This is a genomic window from Anaerococcus porci (genome assembly GCF_034090325.1).
Taxonomy (GTDB): Bacteria; Bacillota; Clostridia; order Tissierellales; family Peptoniphilaceae; genus Anaerococcus; species Anaerococcus porci.
Genome location: NZ_JAXDSU010000039.1, coordinates 1 through 14,627, shown reverse-complemented (window position 1 = coordinate 14,627; position 14,627 = coordinate 1). Strand labels below are relative to the sequence as shown.

15 protein-coding genes and 1 tRNA gene are annotated in these 14,627 nt (G+C 28.7%); 3 read left to right on the top strand and 13 right to left on the bottom strand.

The features are described 5' to 3' along the window. Positions 1-48: 48 nt before the first annotated feature. Positions 49-2,175 (top strand): metallophosphoesterase family protein, encoded by a 2,127-nt coding sequence (locus tag SOR60_RS03950; protein WP_320595257.1) that lies wholly within the window; start codon positions 49-51, stop codon positions 2,173-2,175. Positions 2,176-2,579: 404 nt separating this feature from the next. Here SOR60_RS03950 and SOR60_RS03945 read toward each other — a convergent pair whose 3' ends face one another. From SOR60_RS03945 to SOR60_RS03915, 7 genes are all read right to left on the bottom strand, one after another. Then, the gene (locus tag SOR60_RS03945; protein ID WP_154541609.1) at positions 2,580-3,356 is read right to left on the bottom strand and encodes an enoyl-CoA hydratase-related protein; all 777 of its coding nucleotides are present in this window, start codon (positions 3,354-3,356) and stop codon (positions 2,580-2,582) included. A gap of 110 nt (positions 3,357-3,466) precedes the next feature. Then, positions 3,467-4,945 carry a DUF1846 domain-containing protein gene (locus SOR60_RS03940; protein ID WP_320595256.1) on the bottom strand — a complete coding sequence of 493 codons (1,479 nt, stop codon included), beginning with the start codon at positions 4,943-4,945 and terminating at the stop codon, positions 3,467-3,469. An 87-nt stretch (positions 4,946-5,032) separates the two neighbouring features. Further along, positions 5,033-6,166 (bottom strand): FAD:protein FMN transferase, encoded by a 1,134-nt coding sequence (locus SOR60_RS03935; protein WP_320595255.1) that lies wholly within the window; start codon positions 6,164-6,166, stop codon positions 5,033-5,035. Positions 6,167-6,169: 3 nt separating this feature from the next. Further along, positions 6,170-6,646 carry an acyl carrier protein gene (locus SOR60_RS03930; RefSeq protein WP_320595254.1) on the bottom strand — a complete coding sequence of 159 codons (477 nt, stop codon included), beginning with the start codon at positions 6,644-6,646 and terminating at the stop codon, positions 6,170-6,172. A gap of 1 nt (position 6,647) precedes the next feature. Further along, entirely contained in the window at positions 6,648-8,444 is a 1,797-nt protein-coding gene (gene glgB, locus SOR60_RS03925) for a 1,4-alpha-glucan branching protein GlgB (RefSeq protein WP_320595253.1), read from the bottom strand. Position 8,445: 1 nt separating this feature from the next. Beyond that, the gene (udk, locus tag SOR60_RS03920; protein ID WP_320595252.1) at positions 8,446-9,060 is read right to left on the bottom strand and encodes a uridine kinase; all 615 of its coding nucleotides are present in this window, start codon (positions 9,058-9,060) and stop codon (positions 8,446-8,448) included. Between the two features lies 1 nt (position 9,061). Then, positions 9,062-10,006, bottom strand: a complete 945-nt coding sequence (locus tag SOR60_RS03915) for an NAD(P)-dependent oxidoreductase (protein WP_320595251.1) — start codon at positions 10,004-10,006, stop codon at positions 9,062-9,064. Positions 10,007-10,087: 81 nt separating this feature from the next. Between SOR60_RS03915 and SOR60_RS03910 the strand changes: the two genes are divergently transcribed. Next, entirely contained in the window at positions 10,088-10,486 is a 399-nt protein-coding gene (locus tag SOR60_RS03910; protein ID WP_320595250.1) for a VOC family protein, read from the top strand. A 6-nt stretch (positions 10,487-10,492) separates the two neighbouring features. On the opposite strand, the gene SOR60_RS03905 is transcribed toward SOR60_RS03910, so the two are convergent. From SOR60_RS03905 to SOR60_RS03885, 5 genes are all read right to left on the bottom strand, one after another. Next, entirely contained in the window at positions 10,493-10,957 is a 465-nt protein-coding gene (locus SOR60_RS03905; RefSeq protein ID WP_154541625.1) for a nucleoside deaminase, read from the bottom strand. A gap of 93 nt (positions 10,958-11,050) precedes the next feature. Next, positions 11,051-11,127, bottom strand: a tRNA-Arg gene (locus tag SOR60_RS03900). 45 nt (positions 11,128-11,172) lie between these two features. Beyond that, positions 11,173-12,399, bottom strand: coding sequence for a D-alanyl-D-alanine carboxypeptidase family protein (locus tag SOR60_RS03895; protein WP_154541627.1), 1,227 nt, complete (start codon positions 12,397-12,399; stop codon positions 11,173-11,175). Positions 12,400-12,407: 8 nt separating this feature from the next. Beyond that, entirely contained in the window at positions 12,408-13,241 is an 834-nt protein-coding gene (locus tag SOR60_RS03890) for an aminoglycoside 6-adenylyltransferase (RefSeq protein WP_320595249.1), read from the bottom strand. Between the two features lie 74 nt (positions 13,242-13,315). Beyond that, positions 13,316-13,900, bottom strand: a complete 585-nt coding sequence (locus SOR60_RS03885) for an NUDIX hydrolase (RefSeq protein ID WP_154541631.1) — start codon at positions 13,898-13,900, stop codon at positions 13,316-13,318. Positions 13,901-14,018: 118 nt separating this feature from the next. Here SOR60_RS03885 and mscL point away from each other — a divergent pair, with 118 nt between their 5' ends. Then, positions 14,019-14,432 (top strand): large conductance mechanosensitive channel protein MscL, encoded by a 414-nt coding sequence (mscL, locus tag SOR60_RS03880; protein WP_320595248.1) that lies wholly within the window; start codon positions 14,019-14,021, stop codon positions 14,430-14,432. A 58-nt stretch (positions 14,433-14,490) separates the two neighbouring features. Here the strand turns inward: mscL and SOR60_RS03875 are convergent. Continuing rightward, on the bottom strand, positions 14,491-14,627 hold a 137-nt coding region (locus SOR60_RS03875), incomplete at its 5' end, for a hypothetical protein (protein ID WP_320595258.1).

Here is a 14,627-nt window from a genome sequence, read left to right as displayed (position 1 = left end):
ACTCTTATGGTATATTGATATAAAGAAAGTGTACAAGGAAGTGTAATTTTGAATAAAGATAAAAATAAGATAAGCTTTACCATTATTTCTGATACCCATATTTTATCTAGAGAATTAATGGCAGATAATAAAGAATTTAATATGGCTGTAAAATATGATAGGAAATTTTTAGTAGAGGGGCAAGGACTTTTAAAAGAGGCCTTAAAACTTGCAAGCACAAATGAAAGTAAATATCTTCTAATACCAGGAGATTTGACAAAAGATGGTGAATTAAAATCTCACCTTGAAGTATCCTCTATCCTTAAAAAATGGAAAGATGAAGATAAGGATAGGCGAATCTTTCTAATTCCTGGAAATCACGATATAAATAACTACCAAGCATATAATTATAGAAAACTTGAAAATACTAAAACTATTGAACCTAAAGATTTTTTCGATATATATGATTTTACTTATAAAAACAATATTATAAGTTTTTATAAGGATAGTAATCATTTTAAGAAATATCTAGATATACTTAATAAAAGATATGCAAGAGATGATAGGGATAAATACTACTGCCAGGGTTATCTTTCTTTTGCAGCAAGACTTGATGATAAGCTGTCAAATAAAAATTCTATATCTCTAATATTTTTAGATTCTTCAATTTATTCACTAGACTATGAACAAAATCATAAAGATAGAAAAAATAATGTAGTTGGAGCTCTTGATAAAAATCTTATGAAATGGGCCGTAGATGAGATTGAAAAAGCTAAAAAAAGAAAGGATATGATTTTTGTCCTAGCTCACCATGCCTTAATTCCAAACTTCAGAAATCAAAGATTGGTACTTGGACCTTTTATCATTAAAAATTGGAATAAAAAATATGAAGATTCCGATAAGCGTATAAATAATAAACTACCCATAGAAGTTTTGGCTGATATGAAAGTTAAATTTGTCTTTACAGGTCACCTCCATGAAAATGGAACTGCCAAATATAAGTCAAAATGTGGAAATGAAATATTTAATATCCAAACAGGCTCTACTGTAACTTATCCCCTCCCTATAAGACAAATTAACGCTTATGATGATATAGAAGATTTTAAGGGTTTTTCACTTGATATGAAAACTCAGCTTATAAAATCATTTGAATTTACTGACTTAAAGGGTGAAGATAAGAAAATAAGTAATTCCATAAAATATGCCCTAGAAAATCAATTAAGTCTAAAGGATGTATTATTTAACTATGTCCATTCAATGGCTAAAAACCCATTGATTTCAAATATGGATATAAAAGAACTAATCTTAAATAATTTAAGTAGAACGCTAAAAATACATCTTTCAAATAAACTTTATCTTGAAGAAATTTTTGATAAATACATGGATAAATTTCCATTTCACATTGATAAGTTTGGTGATGTATCTTATATTAAACTTAAAGATGAATCATTTATAAAAATAGATGCTTATAGATCTCATGCCTATATAAAAACGAGTGATTTAGAAGAGTGCATAGAAATATTGGTAAAGCAGTTCGAAGATAAGATTATGACCACAGACAATATCATTTATTATTATGATAAGCTTATGAAAAAGGTACTTTCTATGCCTATAGGCAAAAATCATGACCAAACTCTTTATGATTTTTCGAACTATATTTATCAATACAAAAACTTAAATGAAAAAAGCACTCCATCTTATGTAGTAGAATTTATGGCAAAACTTAACAACCCGGATTTTTCTATAACTGATACAGTTATTGATTATTGTGAAAGTGAAATAAATGAAATCTTTGAATTTTTAACTAAAAATATTTCATTTGAAAAAAATAGGTCTAAAGATGAATTTTTCGATACTCTTCTTACCAGTAGGGGACTTTTTTTCCAAGGTATAATAACTTATATAAAAAGAAAATCAAATAATCTTCATCAGCTTTTAACCTTTATTGCTAAGTTTATCTTGAAAAAAAGAGCAGTTAAGGGAGTTGATATAGCCAAATTTATTGTATCATATAAAAAAGTTACTGATATAAAAGAAAATATGGGAAGGAAGATTCTTGGAAGGGCAAATCTTCGTTCTTATATAATCGATCTTGTTAAGTCAATAAATAGTGAAGTCATTGAAACCTATGAAAATGAAGACTTAAATGAAAGAGATCATTACTTTGCCTATGTAGAATATGATGATAAAAAATAAGAACTTCTTATTAATGATATGTACTCTCTTTACTAGAAAAACAAGTAAAGAAAGTACACATCACTAATTGCAACAGACCCGATTTTCAAATCATATGTAAACTTAATAATAATTATTAAATTGTTACCATTAAAATTATATTCCCATATTTCATCTTAAAGTATAGATAACTATATATTTAAATCGTAATCACATTTTACTTTTTTAAATTATTCATTATCGTTTTGTTTAATAATTTCATCATTAATTTTACTATATATTGCCCCATTTATATGGAATTTTTCATAAAAATTGTCATTTTGACTTAGAGCCCATTAATTTTTATTTATAAGAAATTAAAATAATTCTTAATTTAAAAAAATGACTACTGCAGAATCTGCAATAGTCATTTTTCATTAATTTTTTTAAAAGTCTTTTAAATCTGCTTTTCTTTTTTCTAAGAATGCTGTCATCCCTTCTTTTTTATCATGAGTATCAAATGTTGATGCAAAAGTATTTGCTTCAAGTTGGATACCTGTATGAAGATCTGATTCTAATCCAAGATTTATGGCTTGTTTTGCTAAAGTTACTGCATAACTTGCTTGAGCTTTTATCTTTTCAGCCATTTGTGTACAATAATCAATTAACTCTTCTTTTTCAACTACATGATTTACAAGACCAATTCTATAAGCTTCATCAGCTTTGATTGAGTCTGTTGTAAATATTAATTCTTTAGCAATTCCCTTTCCAACTAATCTAGGAAGCCTTTGTGTTCCACCAAATCCTGGTATTATTCCAAGACCTACTTCAGGTTGACCGAATCTTGCATTCTTGCTTGCTATTCTTATATCACAAGCCATAGAAATTTCACATCCACCACCTAAGGCAAATCCATTTACAGCAGCTATAGTAACTTGTGGCATTTCTTCAAGCATATTAAATGTTTCATAAGCGAGTAAACTCATATCTCTTGCTTGTTGAGAATTAGAGTTAACCATTTCAGAGATATCAGCACCAGCTACAAAAGATTTTTCTCCACCACCTGTAAGAATCAAAACTTTAACATCTTTTCTACTTCTAATGTCATTAAAAGTTTCATTTAATTCTTTTAAAGTTTCAGTATTAAGAGCATTAAGAGCTTTTGGTCTGTCGATAGTAACATAAGCAATTTCATTTTCAACATTTAGCTTAATATTGTTCATTGTAAATCTCCTTTAAATTTGTATAACGATTTCTAACTATATTTTATATGATATACTATTGTTTAATTTTTGTCAAGCAACTTAAAATTAAAACACCCATAGGGTGCTTTTTATAAATTTATATAGTCTTGTGACAAAACCGGTTCTTGAGTTAGGTTAAAGTGCATTTTAAGAAGAGTTTTCTTATCACTTTCATCTAAAATATTTGTTGAATGTACATCTAAATTTTTAAGGTAAGCTAATTTTTCCATAGCAAGGTGAGTCACAGGATTAGTTGTAGCAGATATGGATAAAGCTATTAAAACATCATTTACTGACAATGACTCATCCTTTTCTTTTAAAATATCTTCTTTAAGCTTTAACACTGGTTCAAGTATATGCGGTGATATAAGTGGTATGTCATCATTTATACCAGCAACTTTTTTTAAAGCATTTAAAATACAGGCTGCAGGTGCAGACATAAGAGTTGATTTTTTGCCAGTAACTATCTCTCCATCACTAAGTTGAATAGCGAAACTTTCTACATGACTTTGTTTTTGCTTTTCACGTGCTCTTACAGCTACTTTTCTATCACTTGCTTCAAGATTAAGTCCACTCATTAAAAATTCTATTTTTTCTACTGGTTTAAAGTCTATTTTTGCAAGTTTATAGTCAACTAAAGCATTATAATATCTTCGTATAATCTCATCCTTGCTGGCCTTTATAGTTTTATCTTCATCTTCTATACAAAAACCAACCATGTTTACCCCCATATCTGTAGGTGACTTATAAGGGCAAGATCCTGATATTCTTTCAAACATTTGCTTTAATATTGGAAAGGCTTCTACATCTCTATTATAATTTACTGTAGTTTTTCCATAAGCCTCTAGGTGGTAAGGATCTATCATATTCACATCATTAAGATCAGCTGTAGCAGACTCATAAGCAATATTTACAGGGTGTTTTAGTGGGAGATTCCATACTGGAAATGTTTCAAACTTAGCATATCCTGCATTTATTCCTCTTTCATTTTCAAGATACATCTGAGAAAGACAAGTAGCAAGTTTTCCACTTCCTGGACCTGGTCCTGTAACTACAACAAGGTCTCTTTGAGTTTCTATATAATCATTTTTTCCAAATCCTTCCTTGCTTATGATATTAGGAATGTTATTTGGATAACCTTCTATATCATATGTCTTATAATTTTTAATATTTAGACTATCTAGATACTTAGCATATTTAATAGCTTGTGGTTGATTATCAAATTGTGTTATAACTACAGAGTTTACAAAAAATCCCAAATTTTCAAAAGCAGACTTTAATCTTAAAACCTCACTATCATAACCTATATCAAGATCTGATCTAATTTTATTTGATTCGATATCATTTGCATTTATTACTATTACTATTTCAGTAATATCCTTAAGTTTCTTCAACATTTGAAGTTTTGAATCAGGTTGAAAACCTGGCAAAACTCTAGATGCATGTGCATCATCGAAAAGTTTACCACCAAATTCTAGATATAACTTGTCAAATTCTTTAATTCTTTCTTCAATTTTTTCTGATTGAATTTCTATATATTTATCATTATTAAAAGCTTTTTTTTCCATACCTACCTCCTATAATACAGATTACATTATACCATATAAAAAATGACTTTTTTATATAAAATAAAAAAAAGATACGATAAAACGTACCTAATTTTCATCACTAACATCAAATTTATCCCAACCAGCACTCTTATACACTTTATTATCTTTATCTATCCACATTGCCTCTGCCTTAAATTTTTCTAACAGTTTCTTACCTTCATCTAGATCTTTTATAAAAAGAGCTGTAGATAACGCATCTGCTTGGCCAATATCGTCTAGGATAACTGAAACTGATTTAAAGTTTGTTGATGGATAGTTTGTCTTTGGATCTATAATATGATGGTATCTTTTGCCATCTACCTCATAAAACCTTTCATAATCTCCACTTGTAACAACCGAAGTGTCTTTTACAGATACTATTGCAGCATAAGGATTTTTTTCAGATAAAGAAGGATCTTTTATAGCAATCTTAAAATTATCTACACCTTTTTTTGGATTATTTCCAATTATTGCCACATCTCCTCCAACTGATAAGAGACCACTTTTAAGTCCATTTTTAATCAAATCTCTTTTTATAAGTTCTGTTGCATATCCCTTGCCTATACCACCAATATCAATTTGAACATCAGGATCACTTATATATACTGTTTTTTCATTTTCATCAATTTCAATAGCATCTATATTTTTATGCTTACTTGCTTCATCTAATTCTTCATCTTTAGGAAGTCTTGCCTTATCCTTGTTATTTAGACCCTCTTCTCTGTAATCCGACCAAATCTGTAATACTCTTCCATAGGCTATATTAATATCACCATCAGTTTCTTTGTACCATTTCTTACCTTCTTTTATAAGATCTATTATGGATTGATCAACCTTTACCTTCTCTTTTCCAGCTTTTTCGTTTATGGTTGTGATATTATTTATATCTTTATATGAATCATAATTATTAAAAAGTTTATGGTATTTTGCCATTTCACTTTCTACTAATTCCTTATACTTATTATATTCATCTTCATTTTTACAGTAAGCTGTAAAAGATGTTATAGTATCAAAATAATCATATATACTTGTTTCATATTTTTGAAGCTCGGATGCACTTGTATCATCTTTGCTAGATTTTTTCTTATCCTCTATACCTAAACTTTCTTTTGATGCAGGTTCTACTTTCTTAACTTCTTTATTAGAACAAGCAGTTAAATTAAGTAAAAGTATAAGAGCTAATACGCTTTTTTTTATCATAAATTAAAATTTATCCCTATTATATATATTAATTGTATCCATATCCTTAACAACCTTAATATTCTCTTCATTAGCCCAATTCAATAAGATATCGCCAGCTATTTTTTCTCTAAAAGCCTGAAGTTTATTCTCAAGACCCAATTCATAAATAATATCTAAAAACTCTTCACCTTGAGCATATTCATTATAGTTTTCAAAGAACCTATCCTTAATGTGACTATCAAGCATATCTATAAAAGCTTCACGAGCAAGCTTCACATTTACAGCCTCTTTTCCAGGCATACAGACAAACTCTTCCATATTCTGCTCTATATCAATATAAGATTCTTCTATATCTTCATTTGTGTCTACATCTTCCATAATTCTTACAAGATCAAGCGTTTTTAAATTTAACCAAATATTTTTAAGATATGGATTATCCCAAATTGTCCATTTTTCTACCAACCATGATAGATTGATAGCTTTATCATTTCTTGCCATCTTATTTTATTTCAAAAACTAGGGCTTCATATTCCCAAAGCTCAAGTTTAAGATTCTCCCCCTTGCTAATTTTTATATCATCTCTTTTTTCTTTATCATATCCAAAATCTTTGGATAAATTATTTAATCTTTCTATAAAAGTTAAGTCTTCATCAAATGAAACCTCATAAGATTTCTTATAGGTATTTGTCATATTCAATACCACAAGAAATCTCGAATCATTGGCTCTTCTTTCATAAACAAAGACTGAATTTTGATTATCGTCAACAACCTTCCACAAAAAACCATCCTCAACAAAGTCTTTTTCATAAAAGGCCTTATTTTTTAAATATAGGTTATTTAAAGACCTAATATATTTTTTGAAGTTATCATGGATTGGAAATTTCAATATATCCCAATTTAAAGACTCATTTTCGTCCCACTCATCAAAGGTTGCTAACTCATTTCCCATAAAGTTAAGTTTTTTCCCAGGATGAGTTATTTGATATGTGTATAAAAGCATAAGTTCTTTAAACCTATCAATATAAGATCCATTCATCTTTAAAATCATAGGTTTTTTTAAATGAACTACCTCATCATGGCTAAGTGGAAGTATAAAATTCTCCCTATAAAAATAGTACATAGAAAAATTAATCTTTCCTTGATGCTTAATCCTATTAATAGAATCAATTTCAAAGTACTTACAAGTGTCATTCATCCACCCTAAATCCCACTTATAGTCAAATCCAAGGCTATCATTACCATTCTTACTTGTAACAAATTCATAAGAAGATGAATCTTCTGCAATTTTCATTAAACTTGGATACCTTTTATCTAAATAGGAATTAAGTTCTTTTAAAAATCTAATATTAGCTTTATTTAAACCCCTATTTTTATTTCCATCATTATAAATCATATTAGATACTGCATCTATCCTTATTCCATCTAAGTGACACTTTTCTATCCAAAAATTTATAGCTGATTTCATAAAACTTCTAACATGGCCCTTTGAAAAATCAAAGTTTAAAGATCCCCACTGTGAGTATTGTAAATCTTTATAATCAGGTTCGTAAAGGCTATCTCCATCGAAGTATTTCAAAGCATAAAAATCTTCAGCAAAATGAACTACGACAAAATCTAATATTACTCCTATATCATTTTTATGGCAAAGATTTATAAATTTTTGTAAATCATTGATAGAGCCATACCTTGAAGTAAATGCGAAAAAGCCTGAAACTTGATAGCCCCAAGAAGGATAATAAGGATGTTCTGTAAGAGGCATAAGCTCAATATGGCTATACCCCATTTTCTTTATATAAAAAATCAATTTATCTGCTATATCAAGTATATTTAAATTTTTTCCATATTTTAGCCAAGAACCTATATGAACTTCATATATATTTAAGGGTTTATCAAAATTTTTATTTCTCTTTTTAAGCCATTTATCATCTGTAAATTCAAATGACGTATCTACAATTTTTGATGCAAATTGAGGAGCTTGGTCAAGGTAGTTTGCATAAGGGTCAAATTTTTCAAATCTAAATCCATTATTTTCCAAAAGATACTTATAAAAATCTCCCTCTTTTGCCTTTATATATTTAAAGAAATATCCAAATTCTTCATCTTTGTACATTTCAATATCTTCCCAATTTGAAAAATCACCTCTTATAAAGGCCCTATTTGCATTAGGTGCATATAATCTAAATATATAACCATCTTCATGCTTTGTTGCTCCAAAAATATCAAAAGCCGTAAAGTTATCTCCACTTATATAGGATTTTAGATTTTCATAATCAATATCCAAAATTTTAACATCCATATTATTCCTTTAATAAATCTTCTATATGTTTTATCAGTATTTCAATACCCCTAGTATTTTTTGCTCCTCTAGGAATTATGATATCTGCATATTTTTTTGTAGGCTCTACATATTTTTCATGCATAGGCTTAACTTGCTTAATATATTGAGTTAGTACTGAATCAAGGGACCTTGATCTTTCCTTTGTATCTCTTAATATTCTTCTTTGAAGCCTAACATCGCTATCAGCATCTACAAATACCATAGTATCAGTAATATCCCTTATCATTTTATCATATAAAACTAAAATTCCTTCAATAAGGATAATCTTTTTAGGTGATACATGGACAGTTTTATCGCTTCTAGTATGGATATTATAATCATAGATAGGCATATCAATTTCCTTACCACTTTTGAGTCTTTTTAAATCCCTAATAAACATTTCATTGTCAAAGGCATTAGGCTCATCATAGTTTAATTTTTCCCTTTTTTCAAAAGGAATATCATCATGGGCTTTATAATAATTATCATGACCCATAACAAATAAATCATCAGCAAAGTAATTTTTAATATAATCTACAATAGTGCTTTTTCCACTTGCAGATCCCCCTGCTATAGCAATAATCTTACTTTCCATCTTAATTTACTCTATTTGATATTTCCCCATTCAAGAACTTATATAAGTTGTCAAATACTATATCACATCTTATATTCATAGCCTCTTGGGTAAAAAATGCTATATGATTAGTCAAAACTGCGTTCTTAGCATTTCTTAATGGGTAATTCTTATCTATTGGAGGTTCCATATCAAATACATCAATTCCTGCCCTAAGCTTATCTTCATTCAATAACTTAGCAAGATAGTTATTATCTACTATTGGGCCTCTTGCACAATTTATTAAAATAGACTTATCTTTCATCAAATCTAATTCTTTTTGTCCAATAAATCCAATTGTTTCATCATTTTGTGGAAGATGAATTGTAACAATATCAGATTCTTTTAACAACTCTTCTAGACTTACGTACTTAGCTCCTAATTTCTTAGCCTTATCTTTTTCACTTCTATTATAGGCTAAGATTTCTGCACCAAATGCCTTTAATAATTCTATTACCCTAAGTCCTATCTTACCTGTACCAACTACTCCAACCTTTTTCCCTTTAATTACTTGTCCTAAAAGATTATTATTTTCATCTTCATACATATTTTTCTTATTTAGGTCAAACTTTCTCATAACTGAAATAATAAGTCCAATTACAAGCTCAGCTACTGAATCATCGGAATAGCCACTTGCATTTTCAACTATAATATTATTTTCATCACAAGCCTTAAGATCAACATGATCAACTCCTGTAAAGGCAACATCTATCAATTTAAGATTGGTGTTTTCTATTACATTTCTGGAAAATTTATTATTAGTAATCATAGCAACTTCACTATTTTCAAGTCTTTTTATAATCTCATCATCACTTTTAGCACTTTCTTTGAAATATTCAAATTCGTGTCCTAATTCTTCTAGCTTTTTTTTGTGAGCCTCAATTTTTTTATCATCTACAACTAACGGATCTATTAAAGATATTTTCATAATTACTCCTTTTATATTTACTTAATAATCTTGATTATATTATACCAATATGATAAATTTAATTAAAGAAAGGATTTAATAATGGCAGTAGGAATTTCATTTAAAGAGGGAAAATGCTTGGAGGCAATAGAATATTATTGTGATATATTTGGTATAGATTTCCCTAAAAAAATAATAAGATACTCAGACTTCGAGTGCTATAACTTCCCTAAAGATGTAAGAAATAGGATTTATAATTCAAAGCTTGAGATATATGGTAATAATGTTTATTTATTTGATACTACAGATGATAAACATTGGGTAAATGGTAACAATGGAAGGGTTGTTATAGAAACAAATAGCGAAAATTTATATAAGGCCTTTCAAAAATTAAAAGAAGGATCTATAATTTTAATGGAACCTCAAAAAATTAATAAGAAGTTATTCACAACCCTTATTGATAAATATAATGTTCATTGGCAAATAATTGCAGATACATAAGTCGACTTAGTTCGGCTTTTTTCTTTTTCTTAAATTTTCAAAAAAATCTTTCAACAATTTATGACTTTCATCTTTCATCAAACCAAATTCTGCATCAAGGTAGTGTAACTGAGTCCTATCTCCAGTTATGTTGGTATTTGACCCACAAGCTCCTCTTTTTACATCAGCAAGAGCAATTACTAGTCTTTTTATCCTCGAATTTATTATAGCACCTGCACACATAGAACAAGGTTCCATTGTTACATACATTGTACAATCTGATAGCCTAAAATCTCCTACAACTTTTGTAGCCTTGTCTATGGCAATAATTTCCGCATGTTTTAAGGCAGATTTTCCCTTAAAGGTATAGTTATGACCCCTTCCTATAATTTTTCCACCTCTTTCAATAACACATCCTATAGGAACTTCATCTTCAAGTTTTGCAAGTTTAGCTTCATTTATGGCTTCTTTCATGTAAAATCTATCGTCCATAATTTCTCCTTAAATTTTTTAGTTTATTATTATATATTTTATTTAAGATAAGAAAAAGGAAAGACTGTAAATTCAATCTTTCCCTTATAATTCTGGCGTCCTGGAGAGGATTCGAACCTCCGACACCCGCCTTAGGAGGGCGGTGCTCTATCCAGCTGAGCTACCAAGACTTACTTTATAAGTATAACATAAAGATAGAAAAAGTAAAACTTTTTCTATCTAGCTATTATACATTTGACTAAAAAATCACAAGCATCAGATATAGTTCTTTTAAATCTTGTAAAGTCACTTGCTCTTTCTTGTTCTTTATTGCTAACTAGATCAATTTCATAATTCTTATCATTATATGAAATATTGGCCTTACCAAAGACTTCTCCTTTTTTTATAGGAGCCTTAATATTTTTATTTATGTCATATTTTACACTAGGCATAGTATTATCTTTTACAATAAAACTTAAATCTTCACTTGGATAAAGCTCTACATAACCTTCTTTTACTGAGTTTACCCTTACGGACTTTAAAGGATGATTTGTATCAGCTATTTTTTTGAAGTTAAAAACTCTTGATACATAATATATTAAATCAGTCATAGCCATATCCCTGACTTCTTTATCACTAGCACCCATAACTATGCCTATTGCCCTATAATTATTTTTGTTATTAAGCTTTGACATATCTATAGTTGTAGTTAGACAACTCTTTGCCTCTTCAGTTGTTCCAGTCTTTAGTCCATCTACACCATCAATCTCTCCTATAAGCGGAATAGTAGATTTCTCGTTGATTCCTCTTTTTGAGTCATTTATCTCTCTAATTTTAGAATATTCTAATATATCTGGATACTTATCAAGAATAATTCTTACAAGCTCAAATAAATCTTTGGCAGATGAGGAATTTTGCTTATTATCTTCTGTATTAAGGCCAGAAGCATTATAAAATTCTTGACTAGTAAGACCTAATTCTTTTGCTTTTTCATTCATATTTTGCGCGAATTTATCTTCACTTCCAGAAATACTTGTTGCCAAAAGATTTGCACAGTCATTACCACTTACTACAATTAAACCTGTAATGAGTTCTTTTACAGTATATTCTTCCCCTTCTTTTATTCCAAGCTTTGAATATCCTGGCCCTGTAAGTTCTTCAGCCTCTTTTGTTCCCTTTATTTTTGTGTCAAGACTTAGCTTGCCTTGATCAATTTGATCTCTTACCAAAAGAAAAGTCATAAGCTTTGACATAGATGCTATAGGATATTTAGTCTCTGCATCTTTTTGATAGAATATATCTCCATTTTCTTCATTTCCTATTATATAGGCTCTTACATTTTCATCTACCCCTACAATATTATCGCCAGCTTGTCTTTCACTATCATCAGCAAAAGAAACAAGTGGAGAGATTATAAAGATTAAACTTAAGAAAAATATAAGTGTTTTCTTCCCTCTTTTCATCTATACTCCTACGCTAAAAGACTCTCCATCTTTTTGTAATTTTTTCTAAGTAGCTTAAGGCTATACACATCATCTCTTTTTGGATAGGTAAAATTATTTTTCTTAGCAAATTCCATTCCAATTTTCCTAAATATCTGACAAGATTTAAATATTGCTGTATAAGTATCTATAATATCAGAATTCGAGAAAATTTCTACGAGGTCATCTCTGATATCTGCTTCAAGAGTATGGATAAGATTATTACCATAAAGACCTATATCCATTCCTCCATTGTACTTATCTATTATGTACCAATTTAATAGCTTATATAGCTCATCTCTTAAAGCTTGCATTTTAAAACTTGCACTTATCTTATCCCTTGATAAAAGTGAGAAAGAAGTATCTAAAGACATAGAGAAGAAATTCTTACTACACTCTTCAAATTCATATGCCTTAGGCATCTTATATAAATTTTCTTCTCTTTCTAACTCACTTTCTATTCCATCTTCATCGTATATAAAATTTAAATCACCCTTAAGACTTTTTATAAAATCAACTTTTAAGTCATTATGAATGATATTTACAGTAATTTTTGTGGAATCCAAGGTAAATATTTCGAATTTTGTAAATTGCTGATCTCTTTTCTCTATCCTGAAATAACCTTTTTTCTTATTAATTAAAACAAAATCATCAAATATTTTTTCTAAGTCTTCTTTCATCTTAGAAATAATAATCTCTCTCATAAGAAGATAAACTTCTGAAAAATGCTCATCATTATTGTCTTCTTTTATATAAAATAAAGCTTTGACTTTATCATTAGACTTAGAATAATCTTCTAATTTTTCTATAATATAATTTTTCATATCCCTATCTTTCTTTTACAAAGTCTTTCTTACATACCATAATTTTACCACAAAAAGATAATCTTATATAATAATTATCGCTTTTGATAGATTTTAATAAAATCTTTAAGTAATTTGGCAGTTAATCCCCATATAACTGGCTTGGTGTCATAAAAGTACATAGTATGAAAATAATTATGAAAATTATAATCTTTTCCATTTGGTATCTTGTCAAAAGGAAAATCTTTAGGAAAATTCATATCAAGCTTTGCCGTATATTTTTTTGGTGGATTATTAATAAAATAATTAATATCTACTGTAAAAAGTGAAGATACTTCTTGATTGTAGCTTATATTTTCAAATTCTCTACAAATTTTACCATAAAATGCCTTTATATGTCTATTTGAAGAAGATAAAATCATAGATGAATATCCCATAAGTTCTATGTCTTTTTCATTTAAGTTAAGCTCCTCCATAGTCTCTCTTATGGCTGCCATCTCAAAGCTTTCTCCATACTCAAGTCCTCCACCAGGAAAGGATACTTCTCCAGGTTGCTTTACTATATTTGATCTTATCTCAAAAAGTATATGATCTTTGCCATTTATTTCAACTAAGGGAATAAAAACTGCATAATTTGAAATTTTCTTATAAAATTCATCATCAACTTGTATACTTTTCATTAAAAAAAACCTTTCTATTTATCTAATTATACTATACTACATCTTTATATTTTAAAAAAAATAAAATCATCAAATAAATTGGGTATATTAATAAAAATTATTAATATGAGGAGTTTTTATGTGGAAAGAATTTAAAGATTTTATTTCAAAAGGTAACGTAATTGACATGGCTATAGGTCTTGTTATGGGGTCTGCTTTCACAGCAATTGTAAATGCTATTGTAGAGGGTATACTTATGCCTATTATTTCAGGACTAACAGCAGGTGTTGACTATAAAGACTTAGTTTTTGATATATTTGGTGCAAAACTACAAGTAGGTAATGTTATTAATGCAATTATAACATTTTTAATTATTTCATTATTCCTATTTATGATAGTAAAAACTTTAGCTAAGGCTAAAAGAAAAGAAGAAGTTAAAGAAGAAGCTACTACAAAAATTTGTCCTCACTGCAAAAGTGAAATCGACATTGAAGCTACAAGATGTCCTCACTGCACATCTAAGCTTGAAGGTTTTTCAGAAGAAATCAAATAATTTATTTAAAAAAGTGATGTTGTAGGATAAAAGATTTTATCCTGCTCATCACTCTTTATTATCTTATCTTTTCTTTTACATAATCACATGAGTTACATTTTATCTCATCAGTTGACCTATTTTTCTTGTGAACTAACAAGTCTCCACACTCAGGACACCTATCTCCTGTTGGCGTATCCCATGTAGCATAATCAC

Coding starts and splice junctions, on each gene's coding strand:
- SOR60_RS03940 (WP_320595256.1), bottom strand. CDS start 4,945: ATGGAAAAAAAAGCTTTTAATAATGATAAATATATAGAAATTCAATCA.
- SOR60_RS03890 (WP_320595249.1), bottom strand. CDS start 13,241: ATGAAAAATTATATTATAGAAAAATTAGAAGATTATTCTAAGTCTAAT.
- SOR60_RS03930 (WP_320595254.1), bottom strand. CDS start 6,646: ATGGCAAGAAATGATAAAGCTATCAATCTATCATGGTTGGTAGAAAAA.
- SOR60_RS03895 (WP_154541627.1), bottom strand. CDS start 12,399: ATGAAAAGAGGGAAGAAAACACTTATATTTTTCTTAAGTTTAATCTTT.
- SOR60_RS03935 (WP_320595255.1), bottom strand. CDS start 6,166: ATGATAAAAAAAAGCGTATTAGCTCTTATACTTTTACTTAATTTAACT.
- udk (WP_320595252.1), bottom strand. CDS start 9,060: ATGGAAAGTAAGATTATTGCTATAGCAGGGGGATCTGCAAGTGGAAAA.
- SOR60_RS03905 (WP_154541625.1), bottom strand. CDS start 10,957: ATGGACGATAGATTTTACATGAAAGAAGCCATAAATGAAGCTAAACTT.
- mscL (WP_320595248.1), top strand. CDS start 14,019: ATGTGGAAAGAATTTAAAGATTTTATTTCAAAAGGTAACGTAATTGAC.
- SOR60_RS03910 (WP_320595250.1), top strand. CDS start 10,088: ATGGCAGTAGGAATTTCATTTAAAGAGGGAAAATGCTTGGAGGCAATA.
- SOR60_RS03885 (WP_154541631.1), bottom strand. CDS start 13,900: ATGAAAAGTATACAAGTTGATGATGAATTTTATAAGAAAATTTCAAAT.
- glgB (WP_320595253.1), bottom strand. CDS start 8,444: ATGGATGTTAAAATTTTGGATATTGATTATGAAAATCTAAAATCCTAT.
- SOR60_RS03945 (WP_154541609.1), bottom strand. CDS start 3,356: ATGAACAATATTAAGCTAAATGTTGAAAATGAAATTGCTTATGTTACT.
- SOR60_RS03915 (WP_320595251.1), bottom strand. CDS start 10,006: ATGAAAATATCTTTAATAGATCCGTTAGTTGTAGATGATAAAAAAATT.